Origin of the sequence: Flavobacterium sp. (assembly GCF_027490375.1) — a bacterium.
In the GTDB taxonomy this organism is placed as follows: domain Bacteria; phylum Bacteroidota; class Bacteroidia; order Flavobacteriales; family Flavobacteriaceae; genus Flavobacterium.
On record NZ_JAIXYH010000070.1, the window covers coordinates 12994 to 32228 of the forward strand.

Annotated in this window: 16 protein-coding genes; 10 read left to right on the forward strand and 6 right to left on the reverse strand. The window is 39.2% G+C overall.

Annotated elements, in window-relative coordinates; translation table 11 throughout:
- Positions 1-233: 233 nt before the first annotated feature.
- From Q0064_RS09480 to Q0064_RS09505, 6 genes are all read right to left on the reverse strand, one after another.
- The gene (locus tag Q0064_RS09480; RefSeq protein ID WP_298147675.1) at positions 234-1238 is read right to left on the reverse strand and encodes a beta-ketoacyl-ACP synthase III; all 1005 of its coding nucleotides are present in this window, start codon (positions 1236-1238) and stop codon (positions 234-236) included.
- 124 nt (positions 1239-1362) lie between these two features.
- The gene (locus tag Q0064_RS09485) at positions 1363-2325 is read right to left on the reverse strand and encodes an ABC transporter ATP-binding protein (protein WP_298147678.1); all 963 of its coding nucleotides are present in this window, start codon (positions 2323-2325) and stop codon (positions 1363-1365) included.
- Positions 2326-2400: 75 nt separating this feature from the next.
- Positions 2401-3711: an AarF/UbiB family protein gene (locus Q0064_RS09490; protein ID WP_094485016.1), complete on the reverse strand. Its 1311-nt coding sequence runs from the start codon at positions 3709-3711 to the stop codon at positions 2401-2403.
- Complete coding sequence (locus tag Q0064_RS09495) at positions 3708-4376, reverse strand: TetR family transcriptional regulator C-terminal domain-containing protein (RefSeq protein ID WP_298147682.1); 669 nt, start codon at positions 4374-4376, stop codon at positions 3708-3710. Before Q0064_RS09495 ends, Q0064_RS09490 begins: the two co-directional genes overlap by 4 nt.
- Positions 4377-4821: 445 nt before the next feature.
- A complete protein-coding gene (locus Q0064_RS09500) occupies positions 4822-5514 on the reverse strand; it encodes an OmpA family protein (RefSeq protein ID WP_298147685.1) in 693 nt (230 codons plus the stop codon).
- Positions 5515-5525: 11 nt separating this feature from the next.
- Positions 5526-5999, reverse strand: coding sequence for a lipocalin family protein (locus Q0064_RS09505; protein WP_298147688.1), 474 nt, complete (start codon positions 5997-5999; stop codon positions 5526-5528).
- Positions 6000-6167: 168 nt separating this feature from the next.
- On the opposite strand from Q0064_RS09505, the gene htpG reads away from it, so the two are divergent.
- The 10 genes from htpG (at position 6168) to Q0064_RS09555 (ending at position 19219) form a co-directional block, all read left to right on the forward strand.
- A complete protein-coding gene (htpG, locus tag Q0064_RS09510; RefSeq protein ID WP_298147693.1) occupies positions 6168-8054 on the forward strand; it encodes a molecular chaperone HtpG in 1887 nt (628 codons plus the stop codon).
- Positions 8055-8584: 530 nt separating this feature from the next.
- Entirely contained in the window at positions 8585-10435 is a 1851-nt protein-coding gene (locus tag Q0064_RS09515) for an ABC-F family ATP-binding cassette domain-containing protein (RefSeq protein WP_298147695.1), read from the forward strand.
- A gap of 445 nt (positions 10436-10880) precedes the next feature.
- On the forward strand, positions 10881-11345 hold the full coding sequence (locus Q0064_RS09520) for a hypothetical protein (protein ID WP_298147698.1): 465 nt from the start codon (positions 10881-10883) through the stop codon (positions 11343-11345).
- A 1081-nt stretch (positions 11346-12426) separates the two neighbouring features.
- Positions 12427-12840, forward strand: a complete 414-nt coding sequence (locus Q0064_RS09525; RefSeq protein WP_298147701.1) for a response regulator — start codon at positions 12427-12429, stop codon at positions 12838-12840.
- A 6-nt stretch (positions 12841-12846) separates the two neighbouring features.
- Positions 12847-13389 (forward strand): heme NO-binding domain-containing protein, encoded by a 543-nt coding sequence (locus tag Q0064_RS09530; protein ID WP_298147704.1) that lies wholly within the window; start codon positions 12847-12849, stop codon positions 13387-13389.
- A gap of 4 nt (positions 13390-13393) precedes the next feature.
- Positions 13394-16003: a PAS domain S-box protein gene (locus Q0064_RS09535; protein WP_298147707.1), complete on the forward strand. Its 2610-nt coding sequence runs from the start codon at positions 13394-13396 to the stop codon at positions 16001-16003.
- A gap of 10 nt (positions 16004-16013) precedes the next feature.
- A complete protein-coding gene (locus Q0064_RS09540) occupies positions 16014-17147 on the forward strand; it encodes an FIST N-terminal domain-containing protein (protein WP_298147710.1) in 1134 nt (377 codons plus the stop codon).
- Complete coding sequence (locus tag Q0064_RS09545; RefSeq protein WP_298147713.1) at positions 17147-18190, forward strand: ATP-binding protein; 1044 nt, start codon at positions 17147-17149, stop codon at positions 18188-18190. The genes Q0064_RS09540 and Q0064_RS09545 overlap by 1 nt, the downstream gene beginning before the upstream one ends.
- A complete protein-coding gene (locus tag Q0064_RS09550) occupies positions 18171-18488 on the forward strand; it encodes an Hpt domain-containing protein (RefSeq protein WP_298147716.1) in 318 nt (105 codons plus the stop codon). The genes Q0064_RS09545 and Q0064_RS09550 overlap by 20 nt, the downstream gene beginning before the upstream one ends.
- Positions 18489-18502: 14 nt before the next feature.
- Entirely contained in the window at positions 18503-19219 is a 717-nt protein-coding gene (locus tag Q0064_RS09555) for a LytTR family DNA-binding domain-containing protein (RefSeq protein ID WP_298147719.1), read from the forward strand.
- Positions 19220-19235: the final 16 nt, after the last annotated feature.

Here is a 19235-nt window from a genome sequence, read left to right on the forward strand (position 1 = left end):
GTGGCGGCGTGGAAATAAATGACGGGGAAACGGTTAAAGTTGCCGCAGTAGCGGGCGACCGGCGGAAGCCACGCTACTGCGCTGCAACTTGCCGGTTACCGGACATTTATTGCAACAAGCAACCGACGGCGCCACGAAACAACTGCGAAGCAAACCCGTAGCGCCGGAACGCCCAAATAAAAAAATCCGATGATTGAAAAACCATCGGATTTAGAATTACCAAATAATTTGGATTACCAGCGAATAATTGCCGATGCCCAAGTGAAACCACTTCCAAAAGCCGCCAATACAACCAAATCGCCTTTTTGGATTTTGCCTGCTTCCCAAGCTTCTGTAAGAGCAATTGGTACCGAAGCAGCGGTTGTGTTGCCGTATCGCTGAATGTTGTTGAACACTTGACTATCGGCGAGACCAAACTTTTGCTGGATGAACTGTGAAATGCGAAGATTTGCTTGGTGTGGAATCAGCATATTGATATCGGACACTTTTAGCTGATTGGCTTCGAGACCTTCGTTGATTACTTCGGCAAAGCGCACAACGGCGTTTTTGAACACGAATTGTCCGTTCATATACGGCATATAACTTTCGTCGTTTGGATCGTTATCGGCAACGATATCGGAAACCCAACGCCCGCCCATGCCCGGTGCTTTAACAATTAATTCTTCGGCATGTTGGCCTTCGCTGTGGAGGTGCGTTGATAAAATCTTGCTGTCGTCGGTACTGCGAGAAACTACGGCAGCTCCTGCCCCATCGCCAAAAATCACTGATACGCCGCGACCTCGCGTAGTCATGTCTAAGCCCGTTGAATGAACTTCGGAACCAATGACCAATATATTCTTGTACATACCTGTTTTAATAAACTGATCGGCCACAGAAAGTGCATAAACAAAACCCGAACACTGATTACGAACATCGAGTGCTCCGACGGTTTTCAAGCCGAGTTCTTTTTGTACCAAAACACCTGGCCCCGGAAAATAGTAATCTGGACTAAGCGTAGCGAATACGATAAAATCGATATCATCTTTTGAAATGTTGGCGCGTTCTATGGCAATTTTAGCGGCCTTTACGCCCATGGATGTAGTGGTATCTTGACCTCTAACGATGTGGCGGCGCTCCTCGATACCGGTGCGCTCGATAATCCACTCGTTGCTGGTATCCATTAGTTTGGACAAATCTGCATTTGTCACGATGTTTTCAGGCACGTAAAAACCCAAACCTGCGATTTTCGAATTATACATTAGAAAAATTTAGATTATAACAATTTGAAAGTACTAAAGTAGCCAAAAATTTCGGAATTGTTAAAATTGAACCTGCGATAAATAAATTTGCGCTAAGAACCGATTGCTCGATTGATTTACGACACTAAAATTGTTGTGGTTGCCGGCGTTTTTGTGCGTCTGGATGTACTTCTATACATAAAATTGTGTTGGGTTGGAAAGGTGTTTGACTGTAGAAAAACACTTCACTTTGGCTTGTATGTGCCTGCACTAAGAACTGAGATCGTTGCTGGTAGCAATTTTTAACGACAACTTGTATGTTACTTTGTGGAACCACTGAAAACTCATGTGGATAAACGATAATTTCACGGGTTGAATCGGTTTCGCGGAAGAGCGTAAAATCGGAATACAGTGCAGCGACTGTGGGTTTTTTTGGCGCATTGTAGACTTCAAAAGAATAACCAAATTGAAGTGCTTTTCCGCGATGGAGAATAAGTGTGAAATCGGTAAATGCTAAAGCGTCGTCGGGATCGTGCGTTGCTAAGATTACGGCAATTTGGTTTTCGTTTGCGTAATCGAAAAGCGCTCTTCGGATGGGATTGCGCCGGGCGGTATCGATGTTGCTAAACGGCTCGTCGAGCAATAGTAATTTTGGGTTTATTGCTAAGGATTTTGCAAGTGCCGTTCGTTGTTTTTGTCCGCCACTTAAATCGATTGCCCTTTTGGAGGCAACGTCGGTTAAGTCGAAGCGTTGTAACAAGTCGGCTATAATGTCGTTTCGTTTTGCAGGAGTTGCATAAGAAAGAAACGTACCGATATTCTCGGCAACGGTAGCATACCAATTAAGTTCGAAGTCTTGCGGAACGTACTTAATATTGGGATGTCCGGGAATAAGTTGTTGTTTTGGACCTTTTATTTTTTGGTTATCGAATACAATTTGACCGTCTTGGCAGTCGTAAATGCCGTAAATGAGTTTCAGTAAGGTGCTTTTGCCCGAACCGCTTTCGCCCAGTACAGCCAGGTGTTTACCGCTCGGTAAATCGAGGGCAAGCTTATCGATAATCAGCTGATTGGAAAAAGAGAAGGAAACGTTTTGAATTTCGAGCATGATCAAAAATAAAGGCGGTAATTTCCGAAAGAAATCCCGCCTTTACAAACTAACTAACCACCAAACTAACACTTTTTAAACGATATATTTTTGATAATATTGTGTATCGACCGCAGCTTTTAAGTCGAATAACAAATTGTACAATCCAAAAAAGGTTCGATTGATGTAGATAAAGTGTTGTGAACCGCGGTTTCCGTTCATTTTTCTAATTTGTGTATCCTTGCTAAATTCTTCGCTAAGTGCGGCAATTTGGTCAAAGAAAGCCGGATCTGAGAAATCGAAACTACTTCCGTGAAACGGTTGCGTAAATACTTTCATCAAGCGTCGAAAGAGCGAGGTGAAATACACGACTTCTTCTTGGGTATCGTCGGTACGTAAAATTTCTAGCTCGTATAATTTTTCGTCGAAACGTTTCGGATCATCAATTAATTCTGGGTTTGCCAATTCGAAGTACGGATAATAGAAACTATCTGGGACTCGTTTGATGCAACCAAAATCGATTGCAATTAGTTCGTTATCTGGACTCACCAAGAAGTTCCCTGGATGCGGATCGGCATGAACGCTTTTCAAGCCGTGCATTTGAAACATATAAAAGTCCCAAAGCGCTTGGCCCAGCTTGTTTCCGAGTTCGGTGTCGGTGTTTCGGGCACAGAATTCAGAAAGGTGTTCGCCTTCCATCCAATCCATGGCTAAGGTTTTTGCCGAGGAATATTCGGGATAATATTTCGGGAATTTCAGGTTTGGAATTTGTGCACAAGCTTTCGAAATCTCTTGACCTTGACGTAACTCTAATTTATAGTCGGTTTCTTCGAGAAGTTTGTCTTCCACTTCTTTAAAATACCGATCTGAATCTTTGCCTTGTAGGTTAAACATTCGAATTGCGAATGGCTTCACGATGGCTAAATCGGAGCTAATGCTTTCGGCAACACCGGGATATTGAATTTTTACTGCAAGTTGTTTTTCGCCGATTGAAGCACGGTGCACCTGACCAATACTAGCAGCATTGACCGAATCGGGCGTAAACGTGTCGAATATTTCTTCTGGATATTTCCCTAAGTAGGTTTTAAAGGTTTTCCGAACTAAGGGAGCTGACAGTGGTGGCACCGAAAACTGTGCAAGAGAGAATTTCTCGACATAGGCGCGCGGCATGATATTTTTATCCATGCTGAGCATTTGCGCCACTTTTAAGGCCGAACCTTTTAAGTTTTTTAAACCATCGTAAATATCGGCGGCGTTGTTCTCGTTGAGTTTATCGCGCGATAAGTCGGGATTTACTAGTTTTTCGCCGTAGTAGGACAAGTAATTTGTACCCACTTTAAAACCTGTTTTTACGAGTTGCGAAGCGCGTTCAATTTTGGTAGTTGGAATTTTATCGAGTGTTTTCATCGCATGTTTCCTTCCTTCCAAAGGAATTTACCTAGGTCAAACAAGCTTTCTATGGGTTTAATGTCGAGTAAATCGGTGGCTGCATTGACGGATTTTTCGATCAGGATGTCGGTTTTTTGCGCTTTAGGCGACTCGTCGGAGAGCCAGAAACGGAAAAGGAGCAGGAATTGAATCCAGGCGCCTTCGCTGTAAAGTGGTTTAGCGCGTTGGCGAAATTTATCGGGAATGCTTTGATTGTCGTATGCCTGAATACCGTCGACAAAAGTTTTGAAACGCTTGCGAAACGCTTTGAGTTGTTCTAAATCTTTTAGTTTATACTGTTCCTTTTTTACTGTTTCGAGTAGGTAACTGCGATTCAGCGCAAAAATTTCGAACAAGGTATAGAACAAAGACAAGAGTTTTGTTTTGGCGTCGTAGTTTTCGTATTGCGCATCGGATCGAAGGGCAGTTTCGGCATTGTCGAACATCTTTGTCCAGATGGCCGCTTTCACGCCGTCGAGCGAACCGAAAAAGCTGTAAAAAGTTGCTTCTTCTATTCCGTTGTGTTTACAAAAAAGGTAAACGTTTTTGTGGTGGTCGGCGCCAGAAAGGACGCTATCCATATATTTTTCGATGATATAGTTATCGTCGATTTCGAGAACATCGGATTTTCTTTTAGCACACATGATACACTAGATTTACTACAAAAATACGGCAACAAATGCTTGTACACTTGTAAACAAACGTTAAGAATAAGCCTAAAAATGAGTAGAAAAAGACCGTAAAATGCGGGTTTTTAACCCAGAAATAGAACCAAGTTAAAATTACTGAGAAACGTTAGAACGATATTTCGCGTTAGCGATTGCAGCAGCATAAAACAAAACTGCTGTTTTGCGATTTGCCGCGGTGGTGAGGCGATTTTATGAGCCTTGCCGATGCGTGCAAATGCAAACGGCAGTGCGTTTTATACAGCGTAAAGCGCGGCGGCGCCACTACATGCTGCGCAGCAAACCCGAGCGCCGCAACGCCCAAATAAAAAACCGCAAACGAAACAAGAGTGTATTCGCTTGCGGTTTGAAAATTGTTTAAGGCGTAACGTGGGTTCGCTGTGAAAATTGAACCCGCGTTGTTTTATTGCTTCACTTCTTTTTGAGCGTCTTCAATCATTTTTTGATTCGCTGTGATGGCAAATTCCACGCGGCGATTTTGTGCACGACCTTCGGGTGTATCGTTTGTAGCGATAGGATCGGCGATACCCATACCTTGTGTACTGATGCGCTCTGCTTTGATACCGGTTGCTACCAGATATTGTTTAACTGATGCCACGCGCTGTTCGCTCAATTTTTGGTTAAAATCTACAGGACCTGTGCTGTCGGTATATCCGTAGATGATAATATTTGTATCTGGATACTGCTCAAAAATCTTTTCTAACTTTAATAAGTTCGCTTTAGCTGCCTGCGTTAAAGTAGATTTACTTGTTTCGAAACGAACGGAATTTTCGCCAAGAGTTAATTTAATCCCCTCTCCTACTCTTTCAACTTCCGCACCGGGAATGGCAGTATCAATTTCGCGTGCTTGCTTATCCATTTTGTTACCGATAACGCCGCCTACGGTACCGCCAACTACGCCACCAAGAACTGCGCCTAAGGCACCGTTACCGCCTTTACCTAAATTGTTTCCTAAAACACCGCCAATCACGGCTCCGGCTACCGCACCAATTCCGGCACCTTTTTGTGTGTTATTCGTATTTTTTACGGCTTCGCAACTCGTTAGAGATGCTACTAAGAAAGCAGCCGCTACAGTATAAATTCCTATTTTTTTCATGGGAGAATGTTTTAATTTTTAACGAATTGATAAACGATACTAGTTTGTTTTCCGGCGATATCTACGACGTCAACTAATTGAAAGCTGCTTTCAGTAACGTTGGCCACCGAAAGTACGTATCCGTCTTTCACACGTTTTGCTTTTTCACCGGCGTTAAGCACTTTTAGCACAAACTGTCCTTCTTTGTTGATGTACCATTTAATTGGCGATGAAAATGAAGGACAACCTCCTTTTTCAATTGACATAGTTCCTGAATCGTTATTGGCTACTAATTTCCAAGCACTTCCAACGAAACACTGACTGTCGGCCAATTGAAAAGAGTTTACCTTAAAAACGTTTGAGTTCGGATAGGTTACCGATTGTATAATCCAGTTTCCTTTTAACGAAGACTGCACTTTGTTATCAACCTTAGTACTTACTGCCGAAGTAGACTTACATGCGAGGAAGCTCACAGATAACAGGAGCACAAAAAGTATTTTTTTCATCAATTTTAATTGTTTTAAATTACATGCAAAGATACAAGACTGTTAAAATTAAAGGTTGCAGAATTAACTAAATAAATTGTAAAATTATTTCAGACAATTTGTCATTTTTTTTGACAGTGGTACTTGATTTGCTTTGCGGAAAGCGAATAAAACTAAACATAAACGACTATGACAACAGGAAAAATTAATGTTTCGGTTGAAAACATCTTCCCGCTGATCAAGAAATTTCTATACAGTGATCACGAAATCTTTTTGCGCGAACTCGTTTCGAATGCCACCGATGCAACTTTAAAGCTCAAACACTTAACGAGTATTGGCGAAGCCAGTGTGGAATACGGCCAGCCGAAGATTGAAGTGAAAATAGACAAAGAGGGCAAGAAGTTGCACATTATCGACGAAGGTATTGGTATGACTGCCGAAGAAGTAGAGCGTTACATCAACCAAGTAGCTTTCTCAGGTGCCGAAGAATTCTTGGATAAATACAAAGACAGTGCGAAAGACACGGGCATTATCGGTCATTTTGGTCTCGGATTTTATTCCGCTTTTATGGTGGCCGATAAGGTAGAGATCATCACCAAAAGTTACAAAGACGAACCGGCAGCGCATTGGACTTGCGACGGTAGTCCGGAGTTTACCTTAGTTGCGGCGGACAAGCAAACACGCGGTACCGAAATTATTTTGCACATTGCTGAAGATTCGGTTGAGTTCTTAGAGGAAAGCAAAATCAAAGGCTTGTTGAACAAATACAACAAGTTTATGCCGATTCCGATTAAGTTTGGAACCCGTAAGGAAGCTTTGCCAAAACCGGAGGATGCACCTGAAGATTACCAGACAGAATACCAAGAGGTAGATAACATTGTAAACAATCCTACGCCGGCATGGACGAAACAACCCGCCGATTTAACCGACGAAGATTACAAAAACTTCTACCGCGAGTTGTATCCCATGCAGTTCGACGAACCTTTGTTTAACATCCATTTGAATGTAGACTATCCGTTTAATTTAACCGGAATTTTATACTTCCCGAAATTGGCGGCAGATTTACAAATTCAGAAAGATAAGATTCAACTGTATCAAAATCAGGTTTTTGTAACCGATAATGTAGAAGGCATTGTACCTGAATTCTTGACGATGTTGAAAGGTGTGATCGACTCGCCGGATATTCCGTTGAACGTATCGCGTTCGTATTTGCAAGCCGATGGAAATGTGAAGAAGATTTCGAACTACATTACGCGAAAAGTGGCCGATAAGTTGAAATCGCTTTTCACGGAAAATCGCGAGGACTTCGAGAAAAAGTGGAACGACATTAAAATTGTGCTGGAATACGGTATGTTGTCGGAACCGAAGTTCTACGAAAAAGCCGGCGCATTTATGTTATACCCAACGGTTAACGATACCTTCTTAACTCTTGACGAGTTGAAAGAAAAAATCAAAGACGCTCAAACCGATAAAGACGGCAAGTTAGTTGTACTGTATGCGGCAAATAAAGATGCGCAACACCAATACATTGAAGCGGCCACTGCAAAAGGTTACGAAGTGCTGCTGCTCGACTCGCCGATTGTGGCACATTTGATTCAGAAATTAGAAAGCGATAACGAAAACCGCAGCTTTGTACGTGTAGACGCTGATCATATCGACAATTTAATCAAGAAAGACGATGCGGTTATTTCGAAATTATCGGACGAACAGCAGGAGAAATTAAAGACGGTGGTTGAAGAAATTGTTCCAAAACCTACCTACACGGTACAGTTAGAGGCTATGGATAGCAGCGCGGCGCCGTTTATAATTACGCAACCTGAATTCATGCGTCGTATGAAAGAAATGAGTGCTACGGGCGGCGGTATGTTTGGTATGGGAAGCATGCCCGAAATGTACAATTTGGTGGTAAATACCAACTCTGATCTAGCGGAACGCATCTTAAACGCAGCGGATAACGATGCGCAATCGAAACTGGTAAAACAGGCGCTCGATTTGGCAAAATTGTCGCAAAACCTGTTGAAAGGTGAAGAATTAACTGCTTTTGTAAAGCGCAGTTTCGAATTGATAAAGTCGTAATAGAAATCCACATAGTTAAAGAAAGACTGTCTTCGGGCAGTCTTTTTTTTTTGGCATCTTGGCACGTTTTCGTTTTTACGCTTCATGCCAATTCGTTGTAGTCGCTCCTTCCCTTTCAACCAATGCTTAACACTAATCTTACCAAAGCGATTTTTCACATGGTATCAGTAATAAATAGCGTTATCTATTTGAGCGCTAAACACATTCGAAAAACACTTAAAAAATCTAAATTTAAAATATTGATTTTGATTGTTTTACACGAGGTAATATTGCAATATTACGTTTTAAAAATCACAAAGCCGCAAACATACAAACAAACGAATTTTCAAAACGAAATTTTCTGTGAGAACAATGTTGTGTTAACGACGGCAGTGGAAATCCTGCTGCGAGCGGCCGTTGCCGAACAGCACCTCTACAGCTATTGGGGGCAGCGAATGGCGTGACCCGAGCCCCGACGACACGTACTTCAACAAAAATTTCTTGGCGAGGGTAACACCCAAAAAACTACTTTTGCCGCAAAGAAATCCTCCATGAATTACGTTTCGGTTGAAAATATCTCCAAATCGTTTGGCGAGCGTGAACTGTTTCGCGACCTCTCATTTGGCATCAATAAAGACCAAAAAATTGCGCTAATTGCCAAAAACGGAACCGGAAAAACGACCTTGATGAATATGCTTATTGGCACCGACGAGGCCGACACCGGGCAAGTGGTTATGCGTAAGGGAATTAAAGTGGCGTATTTGCCGCAAGAACCTAAATTACAAGCCGAATTAACCATCGAAGAAAGCATTTTTGCCAGCGACAATCCGATTCTAAAAGTTATCGAACAGTACGAAAAAGCACTGGAAAATCCGGAAGATAGCGAGAAATATCAGGCGGCTTTCGAAGCTATGGAACAATACCAAGCTTGGGACTTTGAAACGCAGTACAAACAGATTTTATTCAAACTTAAACTCGACAATTTAAAACTCAAAATAAAGAACTTATCTGGCGGACAGAAAAAGCGTTTGGCTTTGGCGATTATTCTTATTGATCGACCGGATTTACTCGTCCTAGACGAACCTACCAACCACCTCGACCTGGAAATGATCGAATGGCTCGAATCGTATTTTGCCAAAGAAAACATAACTTTATTCATGGTTACGCACGACCGCTATTTCTTGGAACGCGTGTGCAACGAAATTTTGGAACTGGAAAACGGTAAACTCTACAACTACAAAGGCAATTACGCCTATTATTTGCAGAAAAAAGAAGAGCGAATTGCCGCTGAAAATGCATCGATCGACAAGGCAAAAAACATCTTTGTACGCGAATTAGAATGGATGCGCAGACAACCTAAAGCCCGTACTACGAAATCGAAATCGCGTCAAGACGACTTTTACGTAATCAAAGAAAAGGCGCAACAACGTCGGAAAGACAATGTGGTGGAACTGGAAATAAACATGGAGCGCCTGGGCAGCAAAGTAATTGAGCTGCATAAAGTGAGTAAGAACTTTGGCGAGAAAACCATTTTAAACCAATTTGATTACAACTTTCAGCGCGGCGAACGAATTGGCATTATCGGAAAAAACGGAACGGGCAAATCGACTTTCTTAAACGTGGTTGCCGGAAATTTACCCGCCGATGGTGGAAAAGTGATTATTGGCGACACAATAAAACTGGGCTACTACACGCAGAGCGGCATCAATCCGAAGCCGGGGCAAAAAGTTATCGAAGTTATTAAAGAATACGGCGAGTTTATTCCGCTTACGAAAGGAAAAACCATTTCTGCCGGACATTTGCTCGAACGTTTCTTGTTCGATCGGAAAAAGCAGCACGATTATGTGGAAAAACTCAGCGGAGGCGAGTTAAAACGCTTGTATTTGTGTACGGTTTTGATACAAAATCCGAATTTCTTGATTTTGGACGAACCTACGAACGACCTAGACATAGTTACCTTGAACGTTTTGGAAAACTTCTTGCTCGACTATCCGGGTTGTTTGCTAGTGGTTTCGCACGATCGTTATTTTATGGACAAGATTGTCGACCACCTTTTTGTGTTTCGCGGAGCGGGCGAGATTGAAGATTTTCCCGGCAATTACTCGGATTTCCGGGCGTATGAAGACAGTGTTCCGACGGAAAAGACCGAAGCAAAACCGGACAAGAACAGTTGGAAACAGCAACAGGCGTCGGCACTTACGTTTGCAGAACAAAAGGAGTTTCAAAAACTCGAGCGCGAGATTAAGCAGTTGGAAGAAGACAAGCAACGGATGGAGCAAGCCTTTTCGGACGGCACGATAACCGACATAGAGAAAGCCTCACTGGAACTTAAAACAGTGATCGACAAGTTGGAGGAAAAGGAAATGCGCTGGTTTGAATTGGGCGAAAAAGCTGGGATTTAGGGGAGCACGAGCGTTCAACTAACTTGAGTTTTTTTTTGGGCAGCCCCCACGAAAATGCGTCCGTACGAAGAGAGTAGTTTAGTGGGGCCGCGTCGTCGCTCATACTCCTCGCCTTGCGCCCGAACCCCGGGCACAACGCTGTGGGGTAATCCGCTCTGCCGCTGCTGCGAAAATACGTTACTAACGTTTAGTGGAAAAAACGTATCTTCGTGAAAGATGAGGTTTGAAATGTGTAAATGATTTAAACTATTGAGATATATTTTTTTCCAATAGATACCCATAGAATACGAAGCTAGTATTAGTTTTCATAAAGTGGATATTTTCGGTTTATATTACATTGATATACTAAAATCAATCTTTTACCAAATAATACTATTCACTTTTGAAAATCTCTTAATTAGTTAGTTTTAAGAAAATAATTTCCTTAACAAAAAGACACTGTAATATGAAACCAGATAAAGCAGTAGAGATATTAAGACAACAAATTGAGAAACTTCAAACCTCAAAAGATAACCGAACACAAAGCTGGACGATCGAAACTCGAACTTATATAGTCTATTTTTTTGGAGAGAATTCTTTTCAAAATGAATACTTCCGTCACCTTAGCTGGAGCATAGAGCCTAAAAGAGATCATGACCGACAAGAAAAAGACGCAATAAAATTTCTTGAAGACTGTATCAATACCATTAAAAATGTCGGACTTTATAAAAAGCCCACGACTAATATTTTAAGTAAACTTTCAGACAGTTTAATTGTTTTAATTTTGACAGCGATAGCTACTGTGGCGGTCGGCATTGGAAAATATATATCTGACATCCAAAATATTGAATTAAAAAGAGAAAACATTGAACTTAAAGAAAAAATCAAAAAAACAATAAATCAGAGCAATAAAAGAATGAATATTCACTAACTTTTGTAAGCGGTTGTTCTTTCCTCTGTAAGAAGTACTTTTAGAATCGAAAGAAGCTAAAAGCCAATCTAACTTCCAACCTCTCTCGCTTTTTTAACTTTTTTCCCTTTTTTAGCTTTTCCATTTTTTTCACTTTTTTCGCTTTTTTCGCTTATCTCCAATCTTTCAATCTTTCAATCTTTCAATCTTTCAATCTTTTAATCTCGAAATCTCGAAATCTTTAAATCTCTACTTCATACCACTTTTAAATACGGTGGACCACATAGGCACATAGAAAACATAGTAATGCTGCGCAACTGACTCCCGAATTTGTGCAAAAATCACTAAAGCCTCGACTTTAAACTACAAAGATCTGATAGTATGGACTTGTAGTTGAACAAACCATCTTTCAATCTTTCAATCTTTAAATCTTTAAATCTCTTAATCTTTGAATCTTTGAATCTTTGAATCTTTGAATCTTTGAATCTTTAAATCTTTAAATCTCGACCTCAAAACAATTTTATATTCGGTGGACCACATAGGCACATAGAAAACATAGTAATGCTGCGCAACTGACTCCCGAATTTGCGCAACAACCCGTAAAATCGCTACACTTTAATGACAAAGATTTGATAGTATAGACTTGTAGTTGAACAAACCATCTTTCAATCTCTTAATCTTTAAATCTCTTAATCTTTCAATCTTTCAATCTTTCAATCTTTCAATCTTTAAATCTTTAAATCTCGAAATCTTTCAATCTTTTAATCTCGAAATCTTTAAATCTCTACTCCATACCACTTTTAAATACAGTGGACCACATAGGTACATAGAAAACATAGTAAAGCTGTGCAACCGACTCCCGAATTTGCGCAAAAACCTGTAAACCGAGACTATTAATCAGAAAGATTTGATAGCATGAAATCATAGTTTACTATTCGCGTAAGTTGACTATAGATTTTCTAATGAAGTTGCATTAAAAAATCGGCACCGCTCGTCGACACTTTTGCGTCGTTGAACTACAGTAAGCGGGGATCTGGCGAAAAATAAATGCGATAGAGCTTCTTTGCAAGTACATTTAACTTTGGATAATTATACTTAGAAAATGGGGAGATCACTAAATATACTTTTGATTGAGGATGATGCGATAGAAGTAATGAAATTTAATAGGGTGCTTAGTACTTTAAACCTGAAGCACAAGATCATTGAAGCTAATAATGGTGAAGAAGCTATAGGTATTTTAGAACAAAAGGATGTCATTCCAGATATTATTATCTTAGATTTGAATATGCCTAGAATTAACGGTATCGAATTTTTGAAGATTTTAAAGGACGACGATTATTTAAAATACATACCTGCCATAATTTTAACTACTTCAAACAATCATAGAGATGTTTTGGAATGTTATAAAATTGGCATTGCTGGCTATGTTTTAAAACCTTTGAAGTACGAAGATTATCTCGATCGAATTAAAAAAACCCTCGATTATTGGAGTGCAAACGAATTAATTTCCCAATAAAATATCATGTACGGAATTGTAAACAAGGCCATTGAAGACTTGGTAATTGCTAACTTTGGCGAACAGAAATGGGAAGCAATTAAAGAACGCAGTGCCATAGACATTGATTTCTTTATCAGTAGCGAACCCTATGATGACGATGTTACATTCAAACTCGCCGTTGCTGTATCGGAAGAGATGAATATGAGCGTTGGCGAAGTGTTGGTTGCCTTTGGCGAATGGTGGGTAATAAAAACAACTTCTGAAAAGTATGCCGGTTTGATGCAATCAGGCGGAAGCAATTTGAAAGATTTTTTAATAAATCTGCCTAACTTTCACAACCGTGTAATGCTGATTTATCCAAAACTGACACCTCCCGAATTTAAAATAAGTGATGTAACAGAAAACAGTATTCACTTACATTATTTTTCGAAACGCGAAGGTTTACAGGAATTTGTACGAGGATTAATTCAAGGGCTCGGCATCATGTACAAAACACCAACAACGATTGAATTACTGCAAAGCCGAAACGAAGGCAGCAGTCATGAAATCTTCAAAATAAGCTGGTAAAAAAATGAGTGGATTAGAATTTAAATTTAAAGAAGAATCTTTTAATAAGTTATTCCCTTATTTTATTCTAATCGATTCAAATTTCGATATACTTGGGTTTGGAAAAAGTATTGCGAAAATATGTCCAAATCTAAAAACAGAAGTTTCTTTCTCCCACTTTTTCACACTAAAAAGGCCGTACTTAGAAGATCTTAATTTTGAAAGCTTAAACAGCTACAAGGAGCAATTAGTTGTTATTGAAAGTCGACTTGATGGCATTTCCCTTCGTGGGCAATTTGAACGCTTAGAAGATCAATTATTGTTTGTTGGATCTCCATGGTTCAATTCCATGAATGAAGCAGTAGAAAAAAACCTCACGATTAATGATTTCGCTATTCACGATCCGCTTTTAGATTTGTTGCATGTTTTGAAAAATCAAGAGATCTCGGCCAACGAATTAAAAGAGACCTTAGAAACAATCAATAAACAAAAGAATGAATTAAAGCGGGCAAATAAAGAGATACACGATATTGCCTTATTTCCTACTCAAAATCCGGATCCATTAATTCGCATCGATTTTGACGGAAATTTACTCAAAAGAAACCCGGCCGCAGAGCTACTTACTCACTTTAATTATCAAGGTTTAGCATATCCCCCTGATGAATTCTTTAAAATTATTATTAATCAAATCGATATTGATCAAGAGCGTTTCACATTTGAGACACAATCCGGCGCTAAAGACTACTCGTTTGTTTGCAAGAGTCTTAAAGAAGAAAGGTACATCAATATCTACGGTCGAGATATCACAGAACAAAAAAAGAATAACGCCGAATTTGAACGTTTGTCGCTTGTTGCAAGTTCCAATGAAAACGGAATTGTGTTCACCTACCCAGACGGCATTATCTTTTGGTGTAACGATGCTTATCTAAATTTAACTGGCTATTCGAAAGAGTACATTTTAGGTAAAACTCCAGTTGAAATAGGAAAGTGTAAACATACGAATACAGAAGATTTTTCAAAAATGCTCAAGCCGTTTTACAATGGCGAACCTTTTGAAGTAGACTTAATTCACGGGAGAAAAGATGGTAGCCATTTTTGGTCAAGAACCAAAGGACAACCTATTTTCGACGAACAAGGTAAGGTAAAACAATACTTTGCAATGCTCGAAGATATTTCTCTAAAAAAACGCTACCAAGAGAGTTTAGAGTTAGAAAAAAGTAAATACCAGGGAATAATTGCAAACATGAATTTAGGGCTACTTGAAGTGGATTTAAATGATGTAATTACCTTGTCCAACAACAGTTTCACGGAAATTAGTGGCTACTCAGCAGCGGAATTACAAGGAAAAAAAGCAGCTGAATTATTAGTGCCATTTGACAGCCAGCATGTCATTGACAACAAAATAAAAATGCGTAGGAAAGGGGTTACAGATTCCTACGAAGTAAAGATTGTTAACAAAAAAGGTGATAAAAGACACTGGCTTATCAGCGGCGCACCAAACTATGACCTTAACGGAAATATAACGGGTTCAATAGGTATTCATCTCGACATTACCGAGCAAAAAGAACAAGAAGAACAGCTACAAATGCTGTCGCTTATCGCGGAAAAGAATATTAATGCCGTCGTTATTACCGATAAAGAAGGCACAATTGAATGGGTAAATTCGAGCTTTTTGAACATTTCAGGATTTTCAAAAGAGGAAGTTTTAGGGAGAAAGCGTAGTGATTTGCTGCAAGGCCCCGAAGCCAATGCCGAAACGATTGCCTCTTTAAAAGAACACATTAGTAAGGGTGAGCCTTTTAATTGTGAGATCAGCATTTATGCAAAGAACGGCGAAAAACACTGGGTAAGCATTCAAGGTCAAGCCTTGTACAATAAGAATCAGGAGCTCATAAAGTTCTTCTTTATCGAAGAAAATATAACGAAGAAGAAAGAATTTGAACAGCAAAGAGAGTTCCTGTTAGATAGTTTAGCCAAAAGTAACAAAGAGCTTGAAGATTATGCGGCGATTGTATCACATGATTTAAAATCGCCCTTACGAAGCATTCATTCTCTAATTACCTGGATAAGAGAAGACAACGACAAAGAATTTAGTAAGCAAACCTTGCAATACCTTAAAATGATGGAAAATAAAGTGGAAAAAATGGACCATCTCATCGAAGGAATTCTCACTTATGCAAAAATTGATAAAGCCGATGTGGCCATCGAAAAGATTAATACTTCGGAGATTATTCAAAATATCATAAACATTATTCACATTCCTGCACATATTTCCATTTCGATAAAAAGCGATTTGCCTGTCATAAAAGCCGACCGATTTAGAATTCAACAACTTTTTCAAAACATAATCAGCAACGCTGTAAATTACATCGATAAACCTCAGGGATTTATCGAGATTGAATGTCAAACACTACCGAAATACCATCTTTTTTCTATCCGCGATAACGGACAAGGAATTGCAAAGAAAAACCAAGAAAAAATCTTTAAAATATTCCAATCTCTTGGTTCCAGCGACAAATCGACCGGGCTTGGTCTTTCGATTGTGAAGAAAATAATAGACTTATACGACGGTGAAATTTGGATTGACAGCCAAGTCGGTCTCGGCTCGACGTTCTATATTAAATTGAAAAAATAAAAATACACAAGTGAAGATAGTTCAAGGTTCAAAAATTGGAAACCAACCATGGGTGTTTATTACAGAGAATCAGCGTTTAAACAATCCGTTGGTTTTAATTTTTGCAAATCGATATGCACTAGAAAATGAAGAGGTTTTAGCAGACATACGCACACAATTCCCCTACGAGCATCTTGTATTTGGTTCAACTTGCGGCGAAATAATAGGCAAAGAAGTTACCGATAACTCAATTGCCGTAACTGCTATTGAATTTGAGAAAAGTAGTTTTAAAATCGTAACCGCAAATGTTTTAGATTTCAATAAAAAAGCAAAAAATTTAGGCAAAGAATTATTCGACAAAATACCTAAATCGGATTTAAAGCACTTCTTTGTATTATCTGAGGGGAGTTTTGTGAACGGAAGTTCATTAATTGAAGGTATTGAAAACAAGCTTTATCCGAACTTGTCAATAACTGGAGGCCTTTGTGGCGACGATGATAGATTCGAAAAAACCTTAGCTTCTTATAAAGACAATCCTAAAGAAGGAGAAGTAGTTTTAATCGGTTTTTATGGAAATTCTCTAGAAATTAGTTTCGCTAGTTTTGGCGGTTGGTTGCCTTTTGGCCCCGAGCGAAAAGTTACTCGAGCGAAAAGTAATATTTTATTTGAAATCGACGATCAACCAGCCCTGGACTTATATAAAAAGTATTTGGGAGAAAAAGCAAGCAAATTACCACAAGCATCATTATTGTATCCGTTAAATGTAACACCGGAAGGTACAACTGAGCCCGTTGTTCGAACAATTCTCAAAATTAACGAGAATAACAACTCGATGATACTTGCCGGAGATGTTCCCGTAAATTCGAGAGTGCAGTTAATGATGGCAGCTGTAGACGGGATCGTTGCGGGAGCTGAGCGTGCGGCCGAGCTTGCCATGAAAAACAGAAAAACAGAACCTCAACTAGCAATACTTGTAAGCTGTATAGGAAGGAAATTAGTATTGAATCAGCGTGTAGAAGAAGAAATCGAACAAGTACAGGAAATCTTAGGAAACCACACAGCGATTTGTGGCTTTTATTCTTACGGTGAAATAGCGCCTTTTAACGATACTGCCAATTGTCAATTACATAACCAAACGATGACTCTAACCTTAATTAGCGAATAATGAATTCCTTGTTGAAAAGACAAATAGGTAAGTATTTGGAAGGCAATCAGGAAGAGATCGCTTTGTTTCTTAACGCAGTCGAAAGTTCTTACGAAAATTACGAGGAGCAGATTGCAATGCTCCAACGTGCTATGAAAATTAGTTCGGACGAATTGTACGCTGCCAATCAAAAACTCCGTGAAGAAGCCGAGAGTTTAAAAGAAATCAATCGCGATTTGGAGTCTATTTTAAACTCCATGAAACTCGATGTTGCCCGATTTTCTAATACAGATACCTTAAAATCAGCCGAGTTCATCAAAGCGCAATCTGTCGAAATTATCAGGATTAACCAACAGCGAGAAGAATTACTTATCAATCTGGAAAAACAAAATCGCGCATTAAATGAATACGCCCATATGGTATCGCACGATTTAAAAGCACCCTTGCGCAGCATTGATACGCTCATAAATTGGTTTATGGAAGATAATGCTATTCTGCTGACCGAAGCGAATAAAAAAACCATGCTTTCTATCTTATCGAATGTTGAAAAAATGGACCGCCTTATTAAAGGGATTTTGATTTATTCTTCCGTAGAAAAGCAAGAAGTAGAAGATCGAACTATCGATATAAATGATTTGGTTAATGAAGTCATTCGAGGAATTTACGTGCCAGAAAATGTAGTGATAACTATTGAAAATACCTTGCCCAAAATTCATGGTAATCAGTACCGCTTTAATCAGTTGTTTCAAAATCTTATTCAAAATGCCATTAAATACAACGATAAAAGTCTGGGCGAAGTTAAAATTGGAAGTTCAGAAGCCGAAAACGAACTGCTTTTTTACGTCAAAGACAACGGAATAGGCATTGCGGAACGTTATCAAGGAAAGATTTTCGAAGTATTTTCAAAGTTAAATAACAACGATGCATCATCGGGAATAGGCCTATCAATTGTCAAAAAGATTATCGATCTATACAAGGGTAAAATTTGGCTCACAAGCAAAGAGCACGAAGGAACTACTTTTTATTTCACTTTCCCAAAAAACCATGGAACAACCCAACAATAAATACATCGAACAACTCTCGGGCGACAACTATGATTTTAAAGCAAGAATGATTGCAATCTTAAAGCGAGAGTTACCAGAGGAAATAGCTATTTACAGAAACCACCTCAAAAACAACGATTTAGCTGATGCCGCGCAATGTGTACACAAATTGAAACACAAAATATCTCTGTTAGGTCTTGAAAAAAGTTATTATATTGCTGAGGAATTTGAAGAACTTTTGAAAAATAAAAGCACTTTGCTGCAAGATAAATTCGAAGAAATTCTATACGTCATGCAGCGATTTGTTGAAGAACTATAATTTCCGATTGCGGTATGAATTGCATTGTTATTGACGACGAAGAAATGGCACGTGCCATCATGGGTCAGCTGATTGAAAACAACCCGAAGCTTAAATTAGTCCAGTCGTTCTCCGATGCCATACAAGCAATTAAATATTTAAATCAAAATCAGGTTGATTTGATTTTCCTCGATATTCATATGCCTGCTTTTACTGGCTTTGACTTTATACAAACAATAAAAAATCCGCCTAAAGTAATTTTGGTTACTTCCGACAAAAACTTTGCTATTGAAGCATTTGAGTATGAATGTATTGTTGATTATCTAGTAAAACCAATAACCGAAGACCGATTTCTAAAAGCAATTCAAAAAGCTGCGAGCACTGCCTTAACTACATTTCCTGTTTCGGCCGAAACTAAAAATCAGGAGCCACAAGACACGGCAAAAGAATTCTACATCAACATAGATCGGCGATTAATCAAAATCGAATTTGCATCGGTGAATTTTGTAGAAGCAAAAGGAGACTATTCGCAAATAAAAACCGACGGAAAAAACTATTTGGTACACTCTACATTGAAAAAAATTGAAGAGAAATTACCTAAAGATTTATTTTTAAAAGTGCACCGATCGTATATTATCAACACAAAAAAAATCATCGATATAGAAGATAATAGCGTTCTAATTGCAAAAGATGTGATACCGGTAAGTCGGTCGAACAAAGCCGAGCTCATGAATCGCTTAAATCTCCTATAATCATTCATCTACGCTT

What these genes read in the sequence shown, in the direction of transcription:
- Q0064_RS09500 (WP_298147685.1), bottom strand. Translation starts at nt 5,514, where the DNA reads ATGAAAAAAATAGGAATTTATACTGTAGCGGCTGCTTTCTTAGTAGCA.
- Q0064_RS09505 (WP_298147688.1), bottom strand. Translation starts at nt 5,999, where the DNA reads ATGAAAAAAATACTTTTTGTGCTCCTGTTATCTGTGAGCTTCCTCGCA.
- Q0064_RS09550 (WP_298147716.1), top strand. Translation starts at nt 18,171, where the DNA reads ATGGAACAACCCAACAATAAATACATCGAACAACTCTCGGGCGACAAC.
- Q0064_RS09530 (WP_298147704.1), top strand. Translation starts at nt 12,847, where the DNA reads ATGTACGGAATTGTAAACAAGGCCATTGAAGACTTGGTAATTGCTAAC.
- Q0064_RS09525 (WP_298147701.1), top strand. Translation starts at nt 12,427, where the DNA reads ATGGGGAGATCACTAAATATACTTTTGATTGAGGATGATGCGATAGAA.
- Q0064_RS09520 (WP_298147698.1), top strand. Translation starts at nt 10,881, where the DNA reads ATGAAACCAGATAAAGCAGTAGAGATATTAAGACAACAAATTGAGAAA.
- Q0064_RS09490 (WP_094485016.1), bottom strand. Translation starts at nt 3,711, where the DNA reads ATGAAAACACTCGATAAAATTCCAACTACCAAAATTGAACGCGCTTCG.
- htpG (WP_298147693.1), top strand. Translation starts at nt 6,168, where the DNA reads ATGACAACAGGAAAAATTAATGTTTCGGTTGAAAACATCTTCCCGCTG.
- Q0064_RS09515 (WP_298147695.1), top strand. Translation starts at nt 8,585, where the DNA reads ATGAATTACGTTTCGGTTGAAAATATCTCCAAATCGTTTGGCGAGCGT.
- Q0064_RS09495 (WP_298147682.1), bottom strand. Translation starts at nt 4,376, where the DNA reads ATGTGTGCTAAAAGAAAATCCGATGTTCTCGAAATCGACGATAACTAT.
- Q0064_RS09485 (WP_298147678.1), bottom strand. Translation starts at nt 2,325, where the DNA reads ATGCTCGAAATTCAAAACGTTTCCTTCTCTTTTTCCAATCAGCTGATT.
- Q0064_RS09535 (WP_298147707.1), top strand. Translation starts at nt 13,394, where the DNA reads ATGAGTGGATTAGAATTTAAATTTAAAGAAGAATCTTTTAATAAGTTA.
- Q0064_RS09545 (WP_298147713.1), top strand. Translation starts at nt 17,147, where the DNA reads ATGAATTCCTTGTTGAAAAGACAAATAGGTAAGTATTTGGAAGGCAAT.
- Q0064_RS09480 (WP_298147675.1), bottom strand. Translation starts at nt 1,238, where the DNA reads ATGTATAATTCGAAAATCGCAGGTTTGGGTTTTTACGTGCCTGAAAAC.
- Q0064_RS09555 (WP_298147719.1), top strand. Translation starts at nt 18,503, where the DNA reads ATGAATTGCATTGTTATTGACGACGAAGAAATGGCACGTGCCATCATG.